At 62.2% G+C, this 17,587-nt stretch carries 18 protein-coding genes; 11 read left to right on the plus strand and 7 right to left on the minus strand.

What is annotated here, in order from left to right; genetic code table 11:
* Positions 1-61 precede the first annotated feature (61 nt).
* From ACP146_RS09595 to ACP146_RS09620, 6 genes are all read left to right on the plus strand, one after another.
* Positions 62-895 carry an ABC transporter ATP-binding protein gene (locus tag ACP146_RS09595; RefSeq protein WP_422369637.1) on the plus strand — a complete coding sequence of 278 codons (834 nt, stop codon included), beginning with the start codon at positions 62-64 and terminating at the stop codon, positions 893-895.
* Positions 896-902: 7 nt separating this feature from the next.
* A complete protein-coding gene (locus ACP146_RS09600) occupies positions 903-1,613 on the plus strand; it encodes an ABC transporter ATP-binding protein (RefSeq protein WP_422369638.1) in 711 nt (236 codons plus the stop codon).
* Between the two features lie 41 nt (positions 1,614-1,654).
* Complete coding sequence (locus tag ACP146_RS09605) at positions 1,655-2,002, plus strand: DUF6867 family protein (RefSeq protein WP_422366533.1); 348 nt, start codon at positions 1,655-1,657, stop codon at positions 2,000-2,002.
* A gap of 156 nt (positions 2,003-2,158) precedes the next feature.
* Positions 2,159-3,262 (plus strand): branched-chain amino acid ABC transporter substrate-binding protein, encoded by a 1,104-nt coding sequence (locus tag ACP146_RS09610; protein WP_422366534.1) that lies wholly within the window; start codon positions 2,159-2,161, stop codon positions 3,260-3,262.
* Positions 3,263-3,376: 114 nt separating this feature from the next.
* Positions 3,377-3,826 carry a hypothetical protein gene (locus ACP146_RS09615; RefSeq protein WP_422366535.1) on the plus strand — a complete coding sequence of 150 codons (450 nt, stop codon included), beginning with the start codon at positions 3,377-3,379 and terminating at the stop codon, positions 3,824-3,826.
* A gap of 125 nt (positions 3,827-3,951) precedes the next feature.
* On the plus strand, positions 3,952-4,368 hold the full coding sequence (locus tag ACP146_RS09620; RefSeq protein WP_422366536.1) for a hypothetical protein: 417 nt from the start codon (positions 3,952-3,954) through the stop codon (positions 4,366-4,368).
* Positions 4,369-4,529: 161 nt separating this feature from the next.
* Here ACP146_RS09620 and ACP146_RS09625 read toward each other — a convergent pair whose 3' ends face one another.
* Positions 4,530-4,784 (minus strand): hypothetical protein, encoded by a 255-nt coding sequence (locus tag ACP146_RS09625; RefSeq protein WP_422366537.1) that lies wholly within the window; start codon positions 4,782-4,784, stop codon positions 4,530-4,532.
* Between the two features lie 668 nt (positions 4,785-5,452).
* Between ACP146_RS09625 and ACP146_RS09630 the strand changes: the two genes are divergently transcribed.
* Positions 5,453-6,736 carry a tetratricopeptide repeat protein gene (locus ACP146_RS09630; protein ID WP_422366538.1) on the plus strand — a complete coding sequence of 428 codons (1,284 nt, stop codon included), beginning with the start codon at positions 5,453-5,455 and terminating at the stop codon, positions 6,734-6,736.
* Between the two features lie 77 nt (positions 6,737-6,813).
* Here ACP146_RS09630 and ACP146_RS09635 read toward each other — a convergent pair whose 3' ends face one another.
* Positions 6,814-8,334 carry a hypothetical protein gene (locus tag ACP146_RS09635; RefSeq protein ID WP_422366539.1) on the minus strand — a complete coding sequence of 507 codons (1,521 nt, stop codon included), beginning with the start codon at positions 8,332-8,334 and terminating at the stop codon, positions 6,814-6,816.
* Between the two features lie 233 nt (positions 8,335-8,567).
* Between ACP146_RS09635 and cobU the strand changes: the two genes are divergently transcribed.
* Entirely contained in the window at positions 8,568-9,104 is a 537-nt protein-coding gene (cobU, locus tag ACP146_RS09640) for a bifunctional adenosylcobinamide kinase/adenosylcobinamide-phosphate guanylyltransferase (protein WP_422366540.1), read from the plus strand.
* A gap of 6 nt (positions 9,105-9,110) precedes the next feature.
* On the opposite strand, the gene cbiB is transcribed toward cobU, so the two are convergent.
* The 3 genes from cbiB to ppa form a co-directional block, all read right to left on the minus strand.
* Entirely contained in the window at positions 9,111-10,118 is a 1,008-nt protein-coding gene (gene cbiB, locus ACP146_RS09645; RefSeq protein ID WP_422366541.1) for an adenosylcobinamide-phosphate synthase CbiB, read from the minus strand.
* 116 nt (positions 10,119-10,234) lie between these two features.
* Positions 10,235-11,257 carry a D-cysteine desulfhydrase gene (locus ACP146_RS09650; RefSeq protein ID WP_422366542.1) on the minus strand — a complete coding sequence of 341 codons (1,023 nt, stop codon included), beginning with the start codon at positions 11,255-11,257 and terminating at the stop codon, positions 10,235-10,237.
* Position 11,258: 1 nt separating this feature from the next.
* Positions 11,259-11,795 carry an inorganic diphosphatase gene (gene ppa, locus ACP146_RS09655; protein WP_422366543.1) on the minus strand — a complete coding sequence of 179 codons (537 nt, stop codon included), beginning with the start codon at positions 11,793-11,795 and terminating at the stop codon, positions 11,259-11,261.
* Positions 11,796-12,169: 374 nt separating this feature from the next.
* Between ppa and ACP146_RS09660 the strand changes: the two genes are divergently transcribed.
* From ACP146_RS09660 to ACP146_RS09670, 3 genes are all read left to right on the plus strand, one after another.
* On the plus strand, positions 12,170-14,380 hold the full coding sequence (locus ACP146_RS09660; RefSeq protein ID WP_422366544.1) for a PAS-domain containing protein: 2,211 nt from the start codon (positions 12,170-12,172) through the stop codon (positions 14,378-14,380).
* Positions 14,381-14,534: 154 nt separating this feature from the next.
* The gene (locus ACP146_RS09665) at positions 14,535-15,044 is read left to right on the plus strand and encodes a PAS domain-containing protein (protein WP_422366545.1); all 510 of its coding nucleotides are present in this window, start codon (positions 14,535-14,537) and stop codon (positions 15,042-15,044) included.
* Between the two features lie 275 nt (positions 15,045-15,319).
* Positions 15,320-15,679: a bactofilin family protein gene (locus tag ACP146_RS09670; protein WP_422366546.1), complete on the plus strand. Its 360-nt coding sequence runs from the start codon at positions 15,320-15,322 to the stop codon at positions 15,677-15,679.
* A 44-nt stretch (positions 15,680-15,723) separates the two neighbouring features.
* Here the strand turns inward: ACP146_RS09670 and ACP146_RS09675 are convergent, their stop codons facing one another.
* Complete coding sequence (locus ACP146_RS09675) at positions 15,724-16,659, minus strand: fatty acid desaturase (RefSeq protein ID WP_422366547.1); 936 nt, start codon at positions 16,657-16,659, stop codon at positions 15,724-15,726.
* A gap of 14 nt (positions 16,660-16,673) precedes the next feature.
* A complete protein-coding gene (gene fghA / locus ACP146_RS09680; protein ID WP_422366548.1) occupies positions 16,674-17,516 on the minus strand; it encodes an S-formylglutathione hydrolase in 843 nt (280 codons plus the stop codon).
* Between the last annotated feature and the right edge of the window lie 71 nt (positions 17,517-17,587).

The raw sequence follows: 17,587 nt of genomic DNA on the forward strand, positions 1-17,587 counted from the left end.
TCCCCACGACACGACAGTGCCGAGCGGCGCGCGGCCGCTGCTGACGGTGGAGCACCTGACCATGCGGTTCGGCGGTCTGGTGGCGGTCAATGATGTATCCTTTGCCGCCGGCGATGCGGAGATCACTGCCATTATCGGCCCCAACGGCGCCGGCAAGACAACGCTCTTCAACTGCCTTACGGGTTTCTACAAGCCGACGGTCGGACGCCTTACCCTGGACAGTTCAGGGCGCCAGCATTTTCTCGAACGGATGGACGATTTTCGCATCGCCCAGAAGGCCCATGTCGGCCGCACCTTTCAGAACATTCGGCTTTTCCCCGCCATGTCCGTGCTCGAGAACCTCATGGTGGCGCAGCACAATGCCCTGATGGTCGCCTCCGGCTACTCGGTTTTCGGCCTGCTGGGTATCGGTGGTTACCGAAAGGCGGAACACGAGGCTGTCGACTACGCGCGCTATTGGCTGGAGCAGGTGAACCTGATCGACCGCGCCGACGACAATGCCGGCGACCTGCCTTACGGCGCGCAGCGCCGCCTGGAGATCGCCAGAGCCATGTGCAGCCGCCCGGTGCTGCTCTGTCTCGACGAGCCGGCGGCCGGGCTCAACCCGCGGGAATCGGCCGAGCTGAATGCGTTGCTGCTCTACATCAAAGAAAAGCACCAGATCGGTTTGCTGCTGATCGAACACGACATGAGCGTGGTGATGGAAATCTCCGACCACATCGTCGTTCTGGACTACGGCCGCAAGATTTCCGACGGGACGCCGTCTTTCGTCCGCGGTGACCCGACGGTGATCCGGGCCTATCTGGGTGAGGAAGAGGACGACGAGATCCCGCCGGAAGTCGCGGCCGATCTCGCGGCCGAAGCGGATTCCGGCAACGATGGGGAGGGGCGCTGACATGGCCATGCTTTCGATCGCCGGCGTCCACTCCTTCTATGGCAATATCGAAGCCCTGCGCGGCGTCGACCTGGATGTGGAGCAGGGCGAAATCGTCACCCTGATCGGCGCCAACGGCGCCGGCAAGTCGACGCTGTTGATGACGGTCTTCGGCAACCCGCGTGCCGCGGTGGGCAGTGTTCACTTCGATGGTCAGAACATCACCTCCATGCTGGCCCACGACATCGTGCGGCTGGGGGTCGCCCAGTCGCCGGAGGGGCGGCGGATCTTTCCCCGCATGACGGTCATGGAGAATCTGCAGATGGGCGCCACCGTGGCGCCGCCGGAACACTTCGATGATGATCTGGACCGGGTGTTCACGCTGTTTCCGATCTTGAAGTCGCGCCAGCAGCAGCGCGGCGGGACCCTTTCGGGCGGCGAGCAACAGATGCTGGCCATCGGCAGGGCTTTGATGAGCCGGCCACGCCTGCTGTTGCTGGATGAGCCGTCTCTCGGTCTGGCGCCGCTGATCGTGAAACAGATCTTTGCGGTGCTGAAGGACATCAATCAGCGCGAAGGGATGACTATTTTCCTGGTGGAGCAGAATGCCTTTCACGCGCTGAAGCTCGCCAACCGCGGCTATGTGATGGTGAACGGTCGCATTACGCTGAGTGGTGCGGGTGAAGAACTGCTGGCGATGCCGGAAGTGCGGGCCGCCTATCTTGAGGGCGGGCACTAGACGATGACGCAGGGCCTGCGATACTCGGCGAAAGGAGTGGCATGATCGACCTGTTGGGGACTTCTCTGCCGGTTTTCATCGCGGTGACGGTGGTTCTCACCGGCGGTGCCGCCTTTATGACCGGACATGCGCTGAGCGCCAATTGGCGGCCGGCCTGGCAGGCGGTGGGCTACTCCTGCCTTCTGGGGCTGGCCGACCGTTTCATTATTTTCAGCCTGTTCGGCGGCGAACTGCTGCTCCTCAGCGGATATGTTATCGATACCGCGATCATTATGGCCATTGCGCTGCTGTCCTATCGGCTGACCCGCGCACGCTCCATGGTGGCGCAGTATCCCTGGCTGTATGAGCGCGCCGGACCTTTCGGGTGGCGCGAGCGCTCTGCGGGCTAGGGTGAAGTCTTTGGAATAAAAGGGATTGCGGGCCTTCGCAGGCCTGCCTAAGCTGTCTGCCGAAACGGTATGACCAAGGTGTGGAGGGGCCCTCAGGCGCCACGCCGGGTATAAGTGAGAGACAGGGATTTCAAGCAAGACGGGAGGTAAACCCCTATGCGTAAATTTACTTCGGTACTTATGGCCGCGGCGGCGGTGACGACTTTGTCGGTCACGGCTGCCAAGGCGGACATCGTGATCGCGACGGCCGGGCCGATGACCGGTCAGTACGCCAGCTTCGGTCAGCAGATGAAAGCCGGTGCCGAGCAGGCGGTGGCCGACATCAATGCCGCCGGCGGTGTGCTCGGCCAGCAGCTTGTTCTGGAAGTGGGCGATGACGCTTGCGATCCGAAGCAGGCGGTGGCCGTGGCCAACCAGATGGTCAACAAGGGCGTGGTCTTCATGGCCGGGCACTTCTGTTCCGGTTCCTCCATTCCGGCCTCTCAGGTCTATGAGGAGGAAGGCATCATCCAGATCTCTCCCGCGTCGACCAATCCGGCTTTGACGGAAGAGGGCGGCGACAACGTCTTCCGCGTCTGCGGGCGTGACGATCAGCAGGGTGAAGTCGCTGGCGCATTCCTGGCCGATAGGTTCGGTGCCAAGAACATCGCTATCGTTCACGACAAGACGGCCTACGGTAAGGGCTTGGCGGACGAGACCCGCAAGAACCTGAACTCGGCCGGTGTGACGGAATCGCTCTACGAAGCCTATACGGCTGGTGAGAAGGACTACACCGCGCTGGTTTCGAAGTTGAAGCAGAACTCTATCGATGTGCTTTATGTCGGCGGTTATCACACCGAAGCCGGCCTGATGGTCCGCCAGATGCGCGACCAGGGTATGGACACGCTTCTGATCTCCGGCGATGCGCTGGTCACGGATGAGTACTGGTCCATCACCGGTGATGCCGGTGAAGGCACGCTGATGACCTTCAGCCCCGATCCCCGGAAGAACCCCGTAGCGGCACCGGTCGTGAAGGTCTTCCGCGACAAGGGCGTCGAGCCGGAAGGCTATGTGCTCTACACCTATGGTGCCATCCAGGCCTGGGCACAGGCGGTGGAGAAAGCCGGCAGCACCGATATCGATCCGGTGATTGCCTCTCTCCAGGCCAACCAGTTCGATACCGTTCTGGGCAACATCGGCTTCGATGAGAAGGGCGATGTCACCGCGCCGGGTTATGTCTTCTACGAGTGGAAGGACGGCGCCTACGACTATCTTCAGTAGGCTCTGACATGACCTTGAAAAAGGGCGGTCCGCTGCAAAGCGGGCCGCCTTTTCTTTTTGGCGGGTGAAGGGGCGTTTGACGATCCGGTAAGGCTTTGGCTCTAGCCTGCGGCCATGTACCGATTTCAAAGAGCCCTCGCTCTCGCTGGTCTCCTGGCGGTCTTGCTGCCCTCCGGGTCGGTTCTGGCCGACCGCCACCACCTGCCGCTGGCGCCTGCCTTGCCCGCTTTGCGTGGGCCGGTGGAGGCCCCGGTACCGCCCCGACGGCCGGTCAATCCGCGCAAGAACGCGCACATGATTTATGAGGATGATCGTCCGCTGCGGGATTTTGACCGCGATCGCGGCCTCACCGATCTCTGCCGCAGCGGACGCTTCCGACAAAAGCGCGAGCGCTTTCTGTCGATCCGGCTGGGCGGCTTTGTTCATGGCGCCGTTGTCGGCGGACATTGGAGCCTTTATGACCCCGAGGGTCTGGCGGTCCCGAACCTGATCTATGCCGTTAAGGACCAGGATACCGCGCGCTGCGAAGTCTATGTCATCAGGCATCTGGAGCCGGCGCCCTGAAGGAATCGCTCTGCGCTGAAACCGAACAAAAAGACCCCGATTAACGGCTTCCTAAGCAGGCGGGCCGTACAATTTCGGCAGCTACCCAATCCCGTTTTTCCATCCTCCAAGGGCTGTGGAGCCGAATGGTCAGCGCCGACGACAGACTGCAAGATGTTGCGATCGGATCCTGGGTCCGCCTGAACAACTGGCGCTTTATGCTCGCGACCGGGCTCGTCGTTGCCGGCCTTGCTGTTGGCGCCGTTCTTGTTACGGGGAACGGCACCGCCACGGGCGGCGGGAACGGCTGGTCCTTGAGCCACTGGTTGAAGGACCAGGGCTTTCTTCTGGTATCCCGTGATGTATCCGGCCAGCCTGGTGACGGTGGCGCCCAGGGGCTGGAATCAAAGCCCTGGCATCAGCATCGCGTCTGCGGGCGTATGCTGCAGATTGTCGAGTCGGCCTGTGCGTACCGGAGCGCGGATCCGGATTCCGAGGTCTACTGGGCCTGCGTCACCGGTGAGCTGAAGTACACCATGTGGAGCGCCTACGGCTGCGGCTGACCGCGCTGGGTTCTTGTTTCCATCGATGATCAATAGAGCCTGCGGGGGCCACTCTCGCCGGCGCCCCTGGACCAACCCGCGCTGACACCGGCTTTGCAGGCTGCTTTCGGTTTTCGACTGCTTTGTCTGAACCCTTGATAGATCGGCGCCCCTGAAGGCTGCTAGTGAAGGTGGCCGATCTGTACCTTGCGCTCACAGTAGTCCAGGCCATGCGACGTGGCCATGAAGGCACGTTCCTGCTGCTGGCGGTGAAGCGCATGCAGTTCTCGGCCGAGGCTCTGGAAGAGGGTGATCTTCCACGAGTAAAGCCGGCCGGATTTCTGCTTCGACAGAGTTGTACGCGCCGCGCTTTTGTGGGCGGCGTCCTGGGTTGCCTCGCCAGCCGGGCGACCTCTTGTTGCTGTCTGGGTCCTCATGACCTTCTCCCACTCAAACCTTTGGGAACCACTCCCTTAAGCCTCCCCCAGGGTAAGTAATGAAAGTTAATCGAGGGTAAACGAACATGAAGCCACACAGACAAAATCCCCGTGAACACAGTGTTGTCACAGCTGTCTGGAAGTGGACGCCAACAATAATTCAAATTTTAGATAAATCAGTCGGAACCAGCCCGATGGTGGCTGCTTTTCCGCGCCTGATTTGGCGCAAGCCGGTTCTGAGGCTTCCTGAAACAGGCTGGCAGGTGTCGACGGTCTTCACATGAGCGGTCGTTCCTGCCGCAGCGGCGCGTCAGGAAGGGCCCGATACCTCGATCAGGCTGCTCAGGCCCCAGAGGGCGAAATAGGAGAAGAGGATAATACGTATGAGCATCTTGCTGTTTCCTGGATGACTACATGTCAATCAGACTAGGATTACAGAAGATCATTAAGAATGGGTTTTGCCACAACTTGTGACTAATTCGCCGGTCTCCGCAGCGATGGCCATTCGGCAAATCTCTCAAATGTTTTGAATACCTTAGCCTTCCCTTAAGCACCCAGCGCCTAGACTTGGCCTCAGTCTTGTTTCGTTAATGCGGGAGAGGACCGCCCTGATGATCGGCCCTGACAGGGTCCCGGCGGCCGTTTCCCTGTGATGCGGAGAACCAGGAATGACATATGGAGCTATCGGCCGCCCCCTTCGGCGGATCGCAGGCGTCCTGGCCCTGGCAGGCTTGGTAGTCGGCTGTGCGGGCACTTCGCACGGACCGGCCAGCTTTGCGCCGGCGGATTTCGGCAAGGATGACGCTAGCCGGGCCGAACGTCTGGTGCGCTATTGCGACCGCTTGGCGGGAGAGGGCAAATACATTACCGCCCTCGGCCTCTGTGCGCGGGCGCATGAGTTGAGCCCGGACGATCCCGACGTTTTGATGCGTATCGCCGGTCTTCTGAAGACCATGGACCGTGACGATGCCGCGGCGCAGACTTATTCGGCACTGCTGGCCCAGCACCCGGGCCATGCCGAAGCGCTCTACGGTCTCGGCAAGGTCTACATGGAATCAGGGCGCACCACTCTGGCTGCGACCCAGTTCAATCATGCGATGACGCGCAACCCCGCAGACCCGCGCCCTTATAATGCGTTGGGTATCATTCGTGATCAGGCGGGGGAACATCAGGCCGCGCAGGCGCTCTATCGCTCGGCGTTGGAGCGGGATCCGTACTATCTCTCGGCGCGAAACAATCTCGGCTTGTCGCTCGCTTTGGACGGTAACCGAGACGAAGCGATCGCGGTGCTGGCGGAGGTTGCCGTCGAGCCCGGTGCGGATGAAACCGTGCTCCACAATCTTGAAGCGGCTTATACCGCGGCCTTGCCCAATGTCCCCCTTGCGCCGGCACCGGACAGTGGTGCTTCCGCGCCTGTCTTAATCAGGCCACTGGAGGGGCAGGGTGCGCCGTCCGCAAATGCAGACGGTGATCCTGATAGTCCGCCGCAGACCGGGGACGGTCCGATCCCGCTGATGATGCCGAACACGGCCGGTGAGGGGGAGCAGACCAGCTCCCTGCAGCCGGACGGCCAGGGCCTGCGGCAGGATGCGGGTGATGGAGAGGGCCCGCTGTCGGTAATTGCCACCGCCGTGGCACGCCTCTTGGAACCGCCCGCCTGGGCGGATTTCGAACCGGGCGAGTTGCTCGCCGTGCTGCCGCCTGAGGAACCCTTGGTGATCGCACCGAAGAAGGTCGAACCTGCTGTGCAGGAACCGGTATCGGACGAAGTGATCGATGGGGCCTCTGATCCGGCCTCGCTGGAGATGGCGCCGGGTGGTGACAATCTTGCCGGCGTGGATCGCCCGAAGCGGCCCGATCCCTATTACCTCTCGGTCGCCAAGCAGCCGCAGCAACCCGATCCCTACTATTTGTCCATGCTGATGGTTGGGGATGCCGGTTTTAACGTTTAGACGACTGCATCCCTCTAAGACAAAGGCCCCGTCCGCTTCCGCAGACGGGGCCTTTTCTTTGCGGCGGTTGTGAGCGCTCAGCGCGTACAGGTGATCTCCTCAAAGCCATCGCAGAGGAACTTGTCGCAAATGGCTCCACTGCCGATGAAGACCGTGGGATAGAGCGCGCCGATATTCTCTTCCCTGGCCCATCGGGCAGCCCGGCTGAAGCCCTGGCTTTCACACCAGGTATTGGCCGCCGGATCGCCACAGCCGGCATCTCCCTCGACACAGAAATTCAGGCGATAGACCTGATGTACCGGAAAACGGAAGGTCTCCTCCTGCGGGCCGCTGGGTGCCCGCGGGGGTGCGGTAACGGCCGGCTGGACAGGCGCGGCTGGCACCGGGCTCGGCTGCAGGGCCTGCTGCTGCTGGACGGGCGCGCTGGGCGGCGCCGGTTGCAGGCCGCCGCCGCTTGCTTGCGGTGAAGGGCTGGCCGGCGCGGGGGGCTGCGGTTGCAGCCCCTGATTGCTTTGCGCGGCCGGGACGGCTGGTTGGCCTGCCTGGCTCTGCGAGGTGAAGGTGCTGGCAGCCGGTGCCGTCTGTGCCGGTGCGGTTGTGGCGGGTGCGGTTGTGGCAGGTGCGGGTGCAGCCGGCGCACTTGGGGGCGGCGTCGCGGCGGCAACCGAAGCGGCCTCAAGATAAGGGTCGAGAGGTCCCCGCTGATAGCGGATCAGGACCGATTGGGCGCGGCGGTCGAAATCAAAGTCTTTCAGCTTGTGGCGCGCCGGGCGTCCACCTTCGCTGCTGGTCAGCGTGATCGAGGGGCCGCTGCATCCGGCACCGGCAAAGACGGAAAGCGTGAAGCGGTGGTCCGCGCCTTGATAGCGGGGGCTGAAACTCTCCGGCTGCAGGGCTACTGCCTCACTGAGCCGGGAGAACTTCGGCGCATCCGCGCCCGCGCCATAGCTGTTGGCGACGACGGAGAGATCGACACAGGCCTCGCGGCTGGGCGGGTTCGGCACGGGAACGAAGAGCCGGTTGAAGTAGCTCTGCTCGTCGGAATTCTCGCAAGCGCGATTGTAATAGCTCCGGCGTTCCATCAGCAGAAAACCCGGCGGTGGTCCGAGGTCGCGGCGATAGGCGATCACCGAGGAGTAATCGTCATCCTGCATCTCGGCGGTCTCGTAAGGCTGCTCGGCAGCAAGGGCCGTTGGCGGTTCGAAATCCGCTGTCAGACCCAGCCACCAGGCCTTGCGGTTTTCCCGTGTGCCCAGGTTCAAGCCACAGGCATCGTCGCGGTTGGCGAAGTAGGGGCGTTGGAACAGGATGACGCCAAGCCCGGGGTCGACCCGCAGGGAACCGATCTTTTCGTTCAACTCGTCGCCGACGAAAGGAATGGCCTGATAGGGCTGATCGGCGGCCAGAGTCAGAGTCTTCGATTGGCCGGCGAAACCCGGTCCGGTGAAGAAGGTTGCGCTGGCTGATGCCCCGGCGTTGTCCTGTCCCTGGGCGGCAAGCGGTGCCACCAGGGTGGCGGTGGCCGCAGCCAGGCAGCTGCCCCGCAGAACCTTTTTCCAGTTTCTTTTTCTTGTTTGTTCAACGACGGTAACGCTCATTCAAACACCCCCAACAGCGGCGGCACGCCGGCGCGCCGGTAAAATGGTTCCATCCGTGGTCCGATCCGTCCGCGGCCCGATTATATTCGGCCTTGCCGGGCCCGACGGGAGCCACGGATATGGACAGCCTCCCTCAGGCGCATCACACTGAGGCAGGCCCGCACTTTCGCGAATCCCAGCCACAGCCGCAAGACCCAGCTACGTTCCCGGGACCCAGCTGCTTCAGTGAGACTATGACCTCTTTTTCCATTCCGCCAGTGACCCTGGTGCTGGGCGGCGCCCGGTCCGGAAAGTCCGGCTATGCCGAGAAGCTGGTCGAATCGCAGCCGGGCGACTGGGTTTATCTGGCGACGGCGACGGCGGGCGACGACGAGATGACGGAGCGAATCCGCCTGCATCGCGAACGGCGCGGTGAGGGGTGGCGCACCCACGAGGAGCCGCTGGCTCTCTCTACGGCTCTTCAAGCACAGGCAAAGGCCGATACGGTTATCCTCGTCGATTGTCTAACATTGTGGCTTTCCAATATTTTGTTCAGTGAATTGAATGTTGATAGTGAGGTTGATCGCCTGCTTGGCTGCCTGCCGGGCCTGTGCGGCCCGGTGGTCTTCGTCTCCAATGAGGTCGGTCTGGGTATCGTTCCAGGCGATGCCCTGTCGCGGCGCTTCCGCGATGATGCCGGCCGCCTGAATCAGGCCCTGGCGGCGGTTGCGGATTCGGTCGTCTTTGTCGCCGCCGGCCTGCCCCTGCGTCTGAAGCCGGCGGCCTCCTGACCGACATCAGAGACTCAGCAAGCCTGCGCCGACTACAGCAAAGGCAACGCCCCCGGCAGCAAGATAGAGATCCAGCACTTTTGCCAGATCGCCTGCGTGCAAGGTGAAGCGCCCGTCCCCCATCCAGCCGTCATCGACCACCTGCCCGCCGTAGTGCCGCGGCCCCGCCAGCGCCAGTCCCAGGGCGCCTGCAAGGGCGGCTTCCTGCCAGCCGGCATTGGGGGAGCGGTGCTTCGGGGCGTCCCGCAGCATGGTCGACCAGGCCTTTTTCATGCTGGCGCCGGGCACCAGCAGGGCCCCCAGGACGATAAACAGGCCGGCGAGGCGCGCGGGCAGGAAGTTGGCGAGATCGTCGAGCCGCGCCGAAGCCTTGCCGAAAGCTTCGTAACGGGCATTGCGGTGACCGATCATGCTGTCCAGGGTGTTGATTGCCTTGTAGGCGAGGAGGCCGGGAAGGCCGAAGATCAGGTACCAGAAGACCGGCGCGACGAAGCCGTCCGAGAAGTTTTCGGCGGCCGATTCGGCGGCTGCCCGGGCTATTCCGGCCTCATCCAGGCTTTCCGGGTCGCGCCCCACGATATGGCGCACGGCCGCGCGGCCGGCATCCAGATTCTCTTCCAGCCCTTTGGCGACCGCACGGACGGCATCATAGAGGCTGCGGAAAGCCAGCAGGCTGCTGGCGAGGATGGCCTCGACAATCCATCCCCAAGGCAGCCCGCGCAACAGCAGATGCAGGGCCAGGCCTGCAGCGGCACAGGCCAGCAGGATCGACAAGGTGCAGCAGGCCCCTAGGACTATCCGCCGATGTCGTGTTTCGGCCTGGCGATTCAGCAACCTCTCCAGGGCGGCGATGGCGCCGCCGATGATCACCACCGGGTGCGGCACAAGGCGGTAGAGCCACTTCGGGTCGCCCAGCAAGAGGTCGATCACCATGGCCAGCAGAAGGGTTGCCAAGGTCGCCCGTGCGGAGCTGACGCCGGCCTCGTCCCAAAACAGAACAGGATCTAGAAACACTGGGGCGCTTTCAGGCTTTGGTTCCGACGGCGGCGCTGATGCTCGGTGTTTCCTGACTTAATGGTAGGCAGATCGGCCATCGCTGACTGAAACCTTGCGAGATGCGAGTTGGGCACTCAGCTTTCCAAAGCATCACGGTAAGGAAAGAGCGCTGGGGTGCCGCCGGTGTGAAGGAAGACGACCGTGTCATCCTTCCTGAAAAGATTTGCGCGGATCATGCCGATGAGACCGGCCATGGCCTTGCCGCTGTAAACCGGGTCGAGCAGCAGTCCCTCCAGCTCAGCACAGAGGTTTACCGCCTCACGCATGGCCGTGGTCGGCAACCCATAGGCCTCGCCGGCGTAACCAGACTCCAGCGTGATACAGTCCGGTGGCAGTGCGCCATCCAGATTCAGCAGGGCCCAGACTTCTTCGGCGAGCTGGCGAACCGTACCCTCGACGGATTCCGGGTTGGCATCCACGTCCACACCGACGACCCGCAGCGCCGGGTCGATCGCGGCGAGGCCGGCGCTGAGGCCTCCCTGGGTGCCGCCGCTCGAACAGGCGTGCAGGATCGCTTTGGGTTTGACGCCCAGGGTGTGAAGCTGTTCGAAAACCTCCAGGGCCGCGGCGGCATAGCCCAAGGCCCCGGTCACGTTGGAGCCGCCGGTCGGGATCGTGAAGGGCCTTTTGCCGTCGGCTTTCAGCGCGGTAGCCAACGCCGCCATTGCGGTGTTTCGGTCCGTGCCGCCGTCATGAAGGTGGACGGTGGCGCCGAACAGGCGGTCCAGCTGGATGTTGCCGCTCCGCTCGTAATCATCGCCACCCCAGGGCACGACCCGCGTCAAAACCAGTTCGCAGGCCAAGCCCAGTTTCGCCGCTGCTGCCGCCGTCTGGCGCACGTGGTTGGATTGGATACCCCCGGTCGTGATGACCGTGTCGGCGCCCTGCTGCTGTGCTTCCGCCATCAGAAACTCGAGCTTCCGCGTCTTGTTGCCGCCGAGGCCGAGGCCGGTGCAATCGTCGCGTTTCACCAGAATGCGCGGGCCACCCAACGCGGCCGACAAGCGGGGCAGGGGCTCGACTGGCGTCGGAAGGTGGGCAAGACTCACGCGGGGCTGGGCCGCGAGCGCGGCCCTCAAACGGTCCGTCGCGCCCATCTCAGCTGTTCTCTTTTTCCGCCTCAATGATCGCCTGCTCAATCAGCTTGCAGGCTTCGTCGGCCTCACCCCAGCGTTTCACCTTGACCCACTTGTCCGGCTCCAGATCCTTGTAATGCCCAAAAAAATGGGCGATCTGGTCGAGCAGGATTTTCGGCAGGTCGCGGAATGAGGAAACGTTGGCGTAGAAAGGGTGAAGGTCGTCGACCGGCACCGACAAGAGCTTTTCATCTTCGCCGGCTTCGTCCTCCATGATCAGCACACCGATGGGGCGCACCCGCACCACGGCCCCGGGAATGACAGGCACCGAGTTTACCACCAGGATGTCGACCGGATCGCCGTCGTTGGAAAGCGTGTGGGGCACGAATCCATAGTTCAGGGGATAATGCATTGCGGTATGGAGAAAGCGATCGACGAAGATCGCGCCGGAATGTTTATCCATTTCGTACTTCACCGGAACGCTGCCCAGAGGCACCTCGATGATCGCGTTAACGTCCCAAGGTGGGTTGGTGCCCACAGGGATCTTGCTGATATCCAACGCTTTCTCCTCAGGTTCTAGGAAGTTTGCCCCAATTTTGCCCTTGATCAGGGATGAGGACCTTTACCAATTGTTAACGCCATTTTCCTATTAATAAACTGTTAGGATCAGACTCTATGAGATTGCAAGAAAGAACGATAAATAACTGTTTTTGTTTGTAATTGATTCCTTTATCCATCCATGCGCCGGGAAGCTGCATCAGATCGGCCCGGCAAGGGGGAGACGGTGGGTAGGATAAAGGATACTTCGAACAACTGTTGCGCGCACCTGTTGACCCAAATGTGTCGGGGTGGGAGGCGCGAAAGGTGCACGAAGCGGTTCTTCGACCGGAAGGTCGAGCGGCCAAGGAACGTGACGTCGTTATGCGGAATGAGATGAACCGGACAGAGACAACCAAGCGACCGTTGCTTTCGCGTTGGCCCGCGGCATTTATTGCCGCGGTGTTGATCGGGACGACGGCCCTGGTGCTCTATGTCGAGGCCAGCATTTCGCAACTGAAGCAGGTGTTGCCGGTCGAGGTGCTGCGTCAGGAGCGTGACGTTGTCTTCATCATCGATGACCTTGTCTATCTGCAAGATGCAATCCGCGAGGCGAGAACCGCTCCGACGGCGGATAATCGACAGGCCGTGGTCGATCGGATCGAACTGATCGAGCGGCGGATCGAGGATCTCAACGACTCCTACGAGTTCAGCAGCCAGATCGGCATCGCCTCGATGTATGCGACCCTGAAACCTGTGGCGAGCGACCTCAAACTCTGGCTTACCGATGGTGTTCAGGGCTTGGCGCCGGACTCCGAGGTCGTTCTCGACCTGGCGCAGGAGCGGGTCGGTGCCGCACGCCAGGAGATCGCCAAGCTGTTCGGCGAGGCGAACAGTGCCGCGCTGGCGATCCTGCAGACCGAAGCAGCCAACCTGGAGCGCTTCCGGGGCGCCCTGATTTTGGTCGTGATCGTCGTGGCCTCACTGACCGTGGTTCTTGTTGCCTTTATTTTCCGCGAGCGCCGCTCGGAACTGGCGGCGGCGGCGGCTCAGCAGCGCCTGCGCGAGTCCATTGAATCCCTTGCCGGCGGATTTGCCCTCTTCGATGCCGGCGAGCGGCTGGTTCTCTGCAACCGGCGCTATGGGGATCTTTATGCCGGTGCACGAGACCTTCTGGTGCCGGGCATGCGCTTTGAGGAAATCGTCACCGCTGCGGCCGGAGCCGGGAACTTCCCGCAGGCCGGGGAAAACTGGCATCTCTGGGTCGAGGAGCATCTTCAGCACTTCCGTAACCCCGGGCCGCCGTTTGAGATCGAGCTGCGGGACGGGGCGTGGTTCAGGGTTGCCGAACGGCGCACCGCCGACGGCGGCTTCGTGGTGATCAGCACCAACATCACCGAACTGCGGCGCCGGGAATCGGAACTGCGCAGCATCGGTGAGGAACTGCGCCACAAGAACGTCCTCTTGGACGCCGCCCTGGACAACATGGTTCAGGGCCTGGCCATGTACGACGTCAATCAGCGCCTGATCATCTGCAACCAGCGTTTCCTCGACCTCTACAACCTGCCGGCCGGGATGGGCCAGCCGGGAACGGATCTCGTGGAGATTCTGGACTACACCGCCAAGCTGGAAGGGCTGACCAGGGATCAGGCCGCCACCATGCGCCAGCGCCGCATGTCGGCCGCGGCAAGTGCAAAGGAAGCCAAGCTGCAGGACTTCCTCTCCAACGGGCGGGTGATCAATGTTCTGCATCGCCCGATGCCGGGCGGCGGTTCGTTGGCGACCTACGACGACGTGACCGGCAGCTACAGCGCCGAGCGCCAGCTACGCAGCGCCAAGGAAGAAGCAGAACTCGCCAGCCGCGCCAAGTCCGACTTCCTGGCCAACGTCAGCCATGAATTGCGGACCCCGCTGAATGCCATCATCGGTTTCTCGGAGATCATCAAGGATCAGCTCTTCGGCCCCATGGGCAACCAGCGTTATCGCGAGTATGCGATCGACATCCACGACAGCGGCACGCATTTGCTGAGTCTGATCAACGATATCCTCGATCTTTCAAAGGTCGAGGCCGGCAAGTTCGAACTGCACGAGGAGGCCATCGATCTGCAGGCCGCCACCAAGGCTTCTTTCCGGATCATGCGGGATCGGGCCGAGGAGGCCGGTGTCAATCTGGTGCTCGACATGCCCGCCGGCTTGCCCCGGCTGCAGGCCGATCCGCGCGCGGTCAAGCAGATCATGCTCAATCTCCTGTCCAACGCGGTGAAGTTCACCGATGCGGGCGGGCGTGTCTCTGTCCGTGCGCGCCTGCTCGGCACCGGCGGTCTGCGGGTGCAGGTGGAAGACACGGGGATCGGCATCGCCGAGGAAGATATTGCCAAGGCGATGGCACCCTTCGGCCAGGTCGATTCCTCGTTGAGCCGGAAGTACGAGGGCACGGGCCTCGGTCTGCCGCTGACCCGCCGGCTGATCGATCTGCACGGCGGCAGCCTGTCGTTGACCAGCGAGGCGGATAAGGGAACCTGCGTCAGCATCGACTTTCCCAAGGAGCGCGTCTCGCCGCTGGAGACTTCCTTCGACCCGCCGCAGGTGATCGGCAAGTCGGCCTAGAGGCCCCGGCCGCCATCAACGGCAGTTGCCAGCAGCTTGCGTAATCAGCTTATAGTAGGCTGTGCTAATCATCTTGGACGCAAGAAGTCTTTCACCAAACCCACTACATGTAGTATATAGTCTCACTCATTGGGGGTAGATGAGGGGCGTTGCAGTGGGGAAGGCTTTTGATCCGGCGGACCTGCCGGACAACAAGCTGCAGAAGCTTTTCGCCTATTGGCGGGCGCTTTGTGAGGGCGATCTTCTGCCCTCGCGGCAAGACATCGATCCGGTGGAGATTCCCGACCTGTTGCCCAACGTCTTCCTGCTCGACGTTGTGGGCGATGCGGAGGATTTTCACTTTCGTCTTGCCGGCAGTCAGGTCGAAGATGCGTTCTCCATGCCGCTGCGCGGCAAATCCATAGCCGATATCCAAAGACGGGCCGGTATTCGGATCCCGATGGAGCACCATATCGAGGTGGCGCGGGGCGGCGGTCCGCGTTACCGCGAGGGCAAGATGCATGTTGCCGGGCGCGAACACTGGGAAATCCACCGCCTGCTGCTGCCGCTTGCCAGTGACGGCCGGTCGATCGATGTGCTGATGGGCGGCGCCGTCTTTATGCATGGAAGCCGGGTTGGTGATCAGCCCGACGAAGCTCAGGGGCACCAGGCAGGCGCTCCTTAAGGTCTCGTCCGGGTGCCGCCCCGGATCTCCCCAATGACGCGAAAAAGATCGAGAATCTTTGCCTTCAGTGGATAGCCTGCTTGTCTCCGGTCGCAGGCTGTGTTTGCCTAGACGGGTGACAAATGAGCGGCAAAGCCGCCAATAGGGAGAATTGGGCAGCGATGGCGAAGAGATTTCAACCGCGCCGCATGGTTGCGGCGGGCGATACTGCATTTGGATCGGGGCCAGGGGAAACTGCGCTTGGGTTCGCGCAACCTGATCTGACGAAACGGACCTTGTCACCCGATGCGCGGCCCGAGGGCACCTTGATCGTCGGCAACGGTATTTTCGTGAAAGGCGAGATCGAGTCCTGCCAGACACTGGTTGTCGAGGGTCGGGTGGAGGCCTCGCTCACCGCCGACCATCTGAAGGTCCGTTCAGGCGGCGTGTTTCGCGGTCGGGCTGTCGTCGAGACGGCAAACATCACCGGGGATTTCGACGGCGATCTCACGGTTCGCGGACTGCTGACGATCGAAGCGTCAGGCCGGGTCAGCGGTACCATCCGCTACGCGGAAATCATGATCAAGACCGGTGGCCAGATCCGCGGCGATATCGGTGTCGGCCCCGCCTTGGTCGCCGGCGAAGACGTGGCCTGAGGGAAACGTGGCCTGAGGGAAACGTGGCCTAAGGAAGGCTTGGCCTAAGACAGAGTCTTGCCGGCCTGATCGCCTCTCCGGTTTCGTAACGCGGCCAGGATGTCGCGCTGCACCGTCAGATATCCTCTGCTGCGGGTTACCACCTTTCCGCCCAGCATCGCATCGGCCTCGGGCAGAGCGTGAAATGGAAGTGCCGGGAAAGCATGATGGGCGCTGTGCCGGTTCATGTTCCAGCAGAGCCAGCGCAGCGCGGCGTTGGTCTGCGTGGTTCGCGAGTTCACCAGCATGTCGTCGGTTTGCGGGCAGCCGCTGTGCTCCGCCAGCAGGAAGGCGCGCAGGAAGGGCTGGCCCAGCAGCGCCGGCAGCAGCCAGAGGCTGAGCAGCAGCGTTGATCCGGCCGTGAGACTGCCGGCCAGCAGGACGCCGTAAGCGGCGAGATGCCAGCGCGCCTCGCCGATGATCCGGGCTTTTTGCCGCGCGGGGATGAAGTCCTCATCGATGCCGCCAAGGGCGTGGCGGACCATTGCAGAAGTTCTCTCCCGCCAGTAGGGCAGTCCGGAAAGATGCGTCAGATAGGCGGCCAAAGATGTGATAGGCGGTCCCGCCAGTTCGGGGTCCTGCGCCGGGTTCTGGGTATGCCGGTGATGCTGAAAATGAAAGGCGCGGAAGTAGTCGGCCGGCAGCAGCAGCAGAAATCCGCAGACCCGCGCTACAAGGTCATTCAGCCGGCGGTTCTGGAAAGCGGTGCGGTGAATGCACTCGTGCAGCGGTGCGAAGAGAAAGGTGATTGCGACACCCTGGGCCAGCAGGGCGGGGCCGTAGAGCAAGGGATGCGCGGCGAGCAGAACCGCGGCAGTCGTAAAAGTCAGGAGTGCAAGGTGTCCGCAGAGCTGCATCAAGCCCTTTGCATCGCTGCGTTCCGACAGCGCTTTGAGGGCCCGCTTGTCTATCGTCGGGTTGCGGTAGACCTCTTCTTCCATAACTCGGACATGCTCTAACCCAAGGCCTTCGCGTGATGCCGCAGATGGTCTTCGACAAAGGTCTGGATGAAATAATAGCTGTGATCGTAGTCCGGTTGCATGCGGAACTCAAAGCGCTGGCCGGCCTCTTCACAGGCGGCTACCAGCAGGTCGGGCTTAAGCTGCTCGCTGAGAAAGGGATCTTCCGCGCCCTGGTCGATGAAGATCTGCGCGTCGGACGGCTGACGGCGAATCAGGGTGCAGCTGTCGTAGTCTTCCCAGGCCGTTTCGTCGTCGCCCAGATAGCCGGCAAAGGCCTTGCGTCCCCAGGGGCAGAGGCTGGGCGCGCAGATCGGCGCAAAGGCCGAGACCGAGCGATAGACGCCGGGGTTCTTCAAATGGATGGTGATGGCGCCATGCCCGCCCATGGAGTGGCCGAAGATGCCCTGACGTTCCATGTCGACGGGGAAGTGCTCACCCATAAGGGTGGGTAACTCCTGGGTCACGTAGCTGTACATCTTATAGCGTTCCGACCAGGGGGTCTCTGTGGCATCCAGGTAGAAGCCGGCGCCGCTGCCGAAGTCATAGTCGTTGTCTTCGCCCGGATAGCCGGCACCGCGCGGCGAGGTATCCGGCACCAGCAGCATGATCCCCAGTTCCGCTGCCACGCGTTGCGCGCCGGCTTTGGTGGTGAAGTTCTCTTCCGTGCAGGTAAGGCCTGAGAGAAAGGTCACCAGAGGCACCTTTGCCCCGTCCTTCGCCTGCGGCGGCTGAAAGACGGAGAAGTTCATCACGCCGCCGCAAACCGCTGACTCGTGACTGTAGAATCCCTGCGTGCCTTCAAAGCAGCGCTGCTGACTGACAATAGTAAGGTCCATGCTCGCCCCGAATACTCTCTAGATCGGATCATGATTTGACGGAACCAATTTGTTGTTCCGTCAAATCATGT

Source organism: Pelagibius sp., from assembly GCF_965249265.1.
In the GTDB taxonomy this organism is placed as follows: domain Bacteria; phylum Pseudomonadota; class Alphaproteobacteria; order Kiloniellales; family Kiloniellaceae; genus Pelagibius.

Coding starts and splice junctions, on each gene's coding strand:
- ACP146_RS09595 (WP_422369637.1), top strand. CDS start 62: ATGCGGTTCGGCGGTCTGGTGGCGGTCAATGATGTATCCTTTGCCGCC.
- ACP146_RS09600 (WP_422369638.1), top strand. CDS start 903: ATGCTTTCGATCGCCGGCGTCCACTCCTTCTATGGCAATATCGAAGCC.
- ACP146_RS09605 (WP_422366533.1), top strand. CDS start 1,655: ATGATCGACCTGTTGGGGACTTCTCTGCCGGTTTTCATCGCGGTGACG.
- ACP146_RS09610 (WP_422366534.1), top strand. CDS start 2,159: ATGCGTAAATTTACTTCGGTACTTATGGCCGCGGCGGCGGTGACGACT.
- ACP146_RS09615 (WP_422366535.1), top strand. CDS start 3,377: ATGTACCGATTTCAAAGAGCCCTCGCTCTCGCTGGTCTCCTGGCGGTC.
- ACP146_RS09620 (WP_422366536.1), top strand. CDS start 3,952: ATGGTCAGCGCCGACGACAGACTGCAAGATGTTGCGATCGGATCCTGG.
- ACP146_RS09625 (WP_422366537.1), bottom strand. CDS start 4,784: ATGAGGACCCAGACAGCAACAAGAGGTCGCCCGGCTGGCGAGGCAACC.
- ACP146_RS09630 (WP_422366538.1), top strand. CDS start 5,453: ATGACATATGGAGCTATCGGCCGCCCCCTTCGGCGGATCGCAGGCGTC.
- ACP146_RS09635 (WP_422366539.1), bottom strand. CDS start 8,334: ATGAGCGTTACCGTCGTTGAACAAACAAGAAAAAGAAACTGGAAAAAG.
- cobU (WP_422366540.1), top strand. CDS start 8,568: ATGACCTCTTTTTCCATTCCGCCAGTGACCCTGGTGCTGGGCGGCGCC.
- ACP146_RS09650 (WP_422366542.1), bottom strand. CDS start 11,257: ATGGGCGCGACGGACCGTTTGAGGGCCGCGCTCGCGGCCCAGCCCCGC.
- ACP146_RS09660 (WP_422366544.1), top strand. CDS start 12,170: ATGAACCGGACAGAGACAACCAAGCGACCGTTGCTTTCGCGTTGGCCC.
- ACP146_RS09675 (WP_422366547.1), bottom strand. CDS start 16,659: ATGGAAGAAGAGGTCTACCGCAACCCGACGATAGACAAGCGGGCCCTC.
- fghA (WP_422366548.1), bottom strand. CDS start 17,516: ATGGACCTTACTATTGTCAGTCAGCAGCGCTGCTTTGAAGGCACGCAG.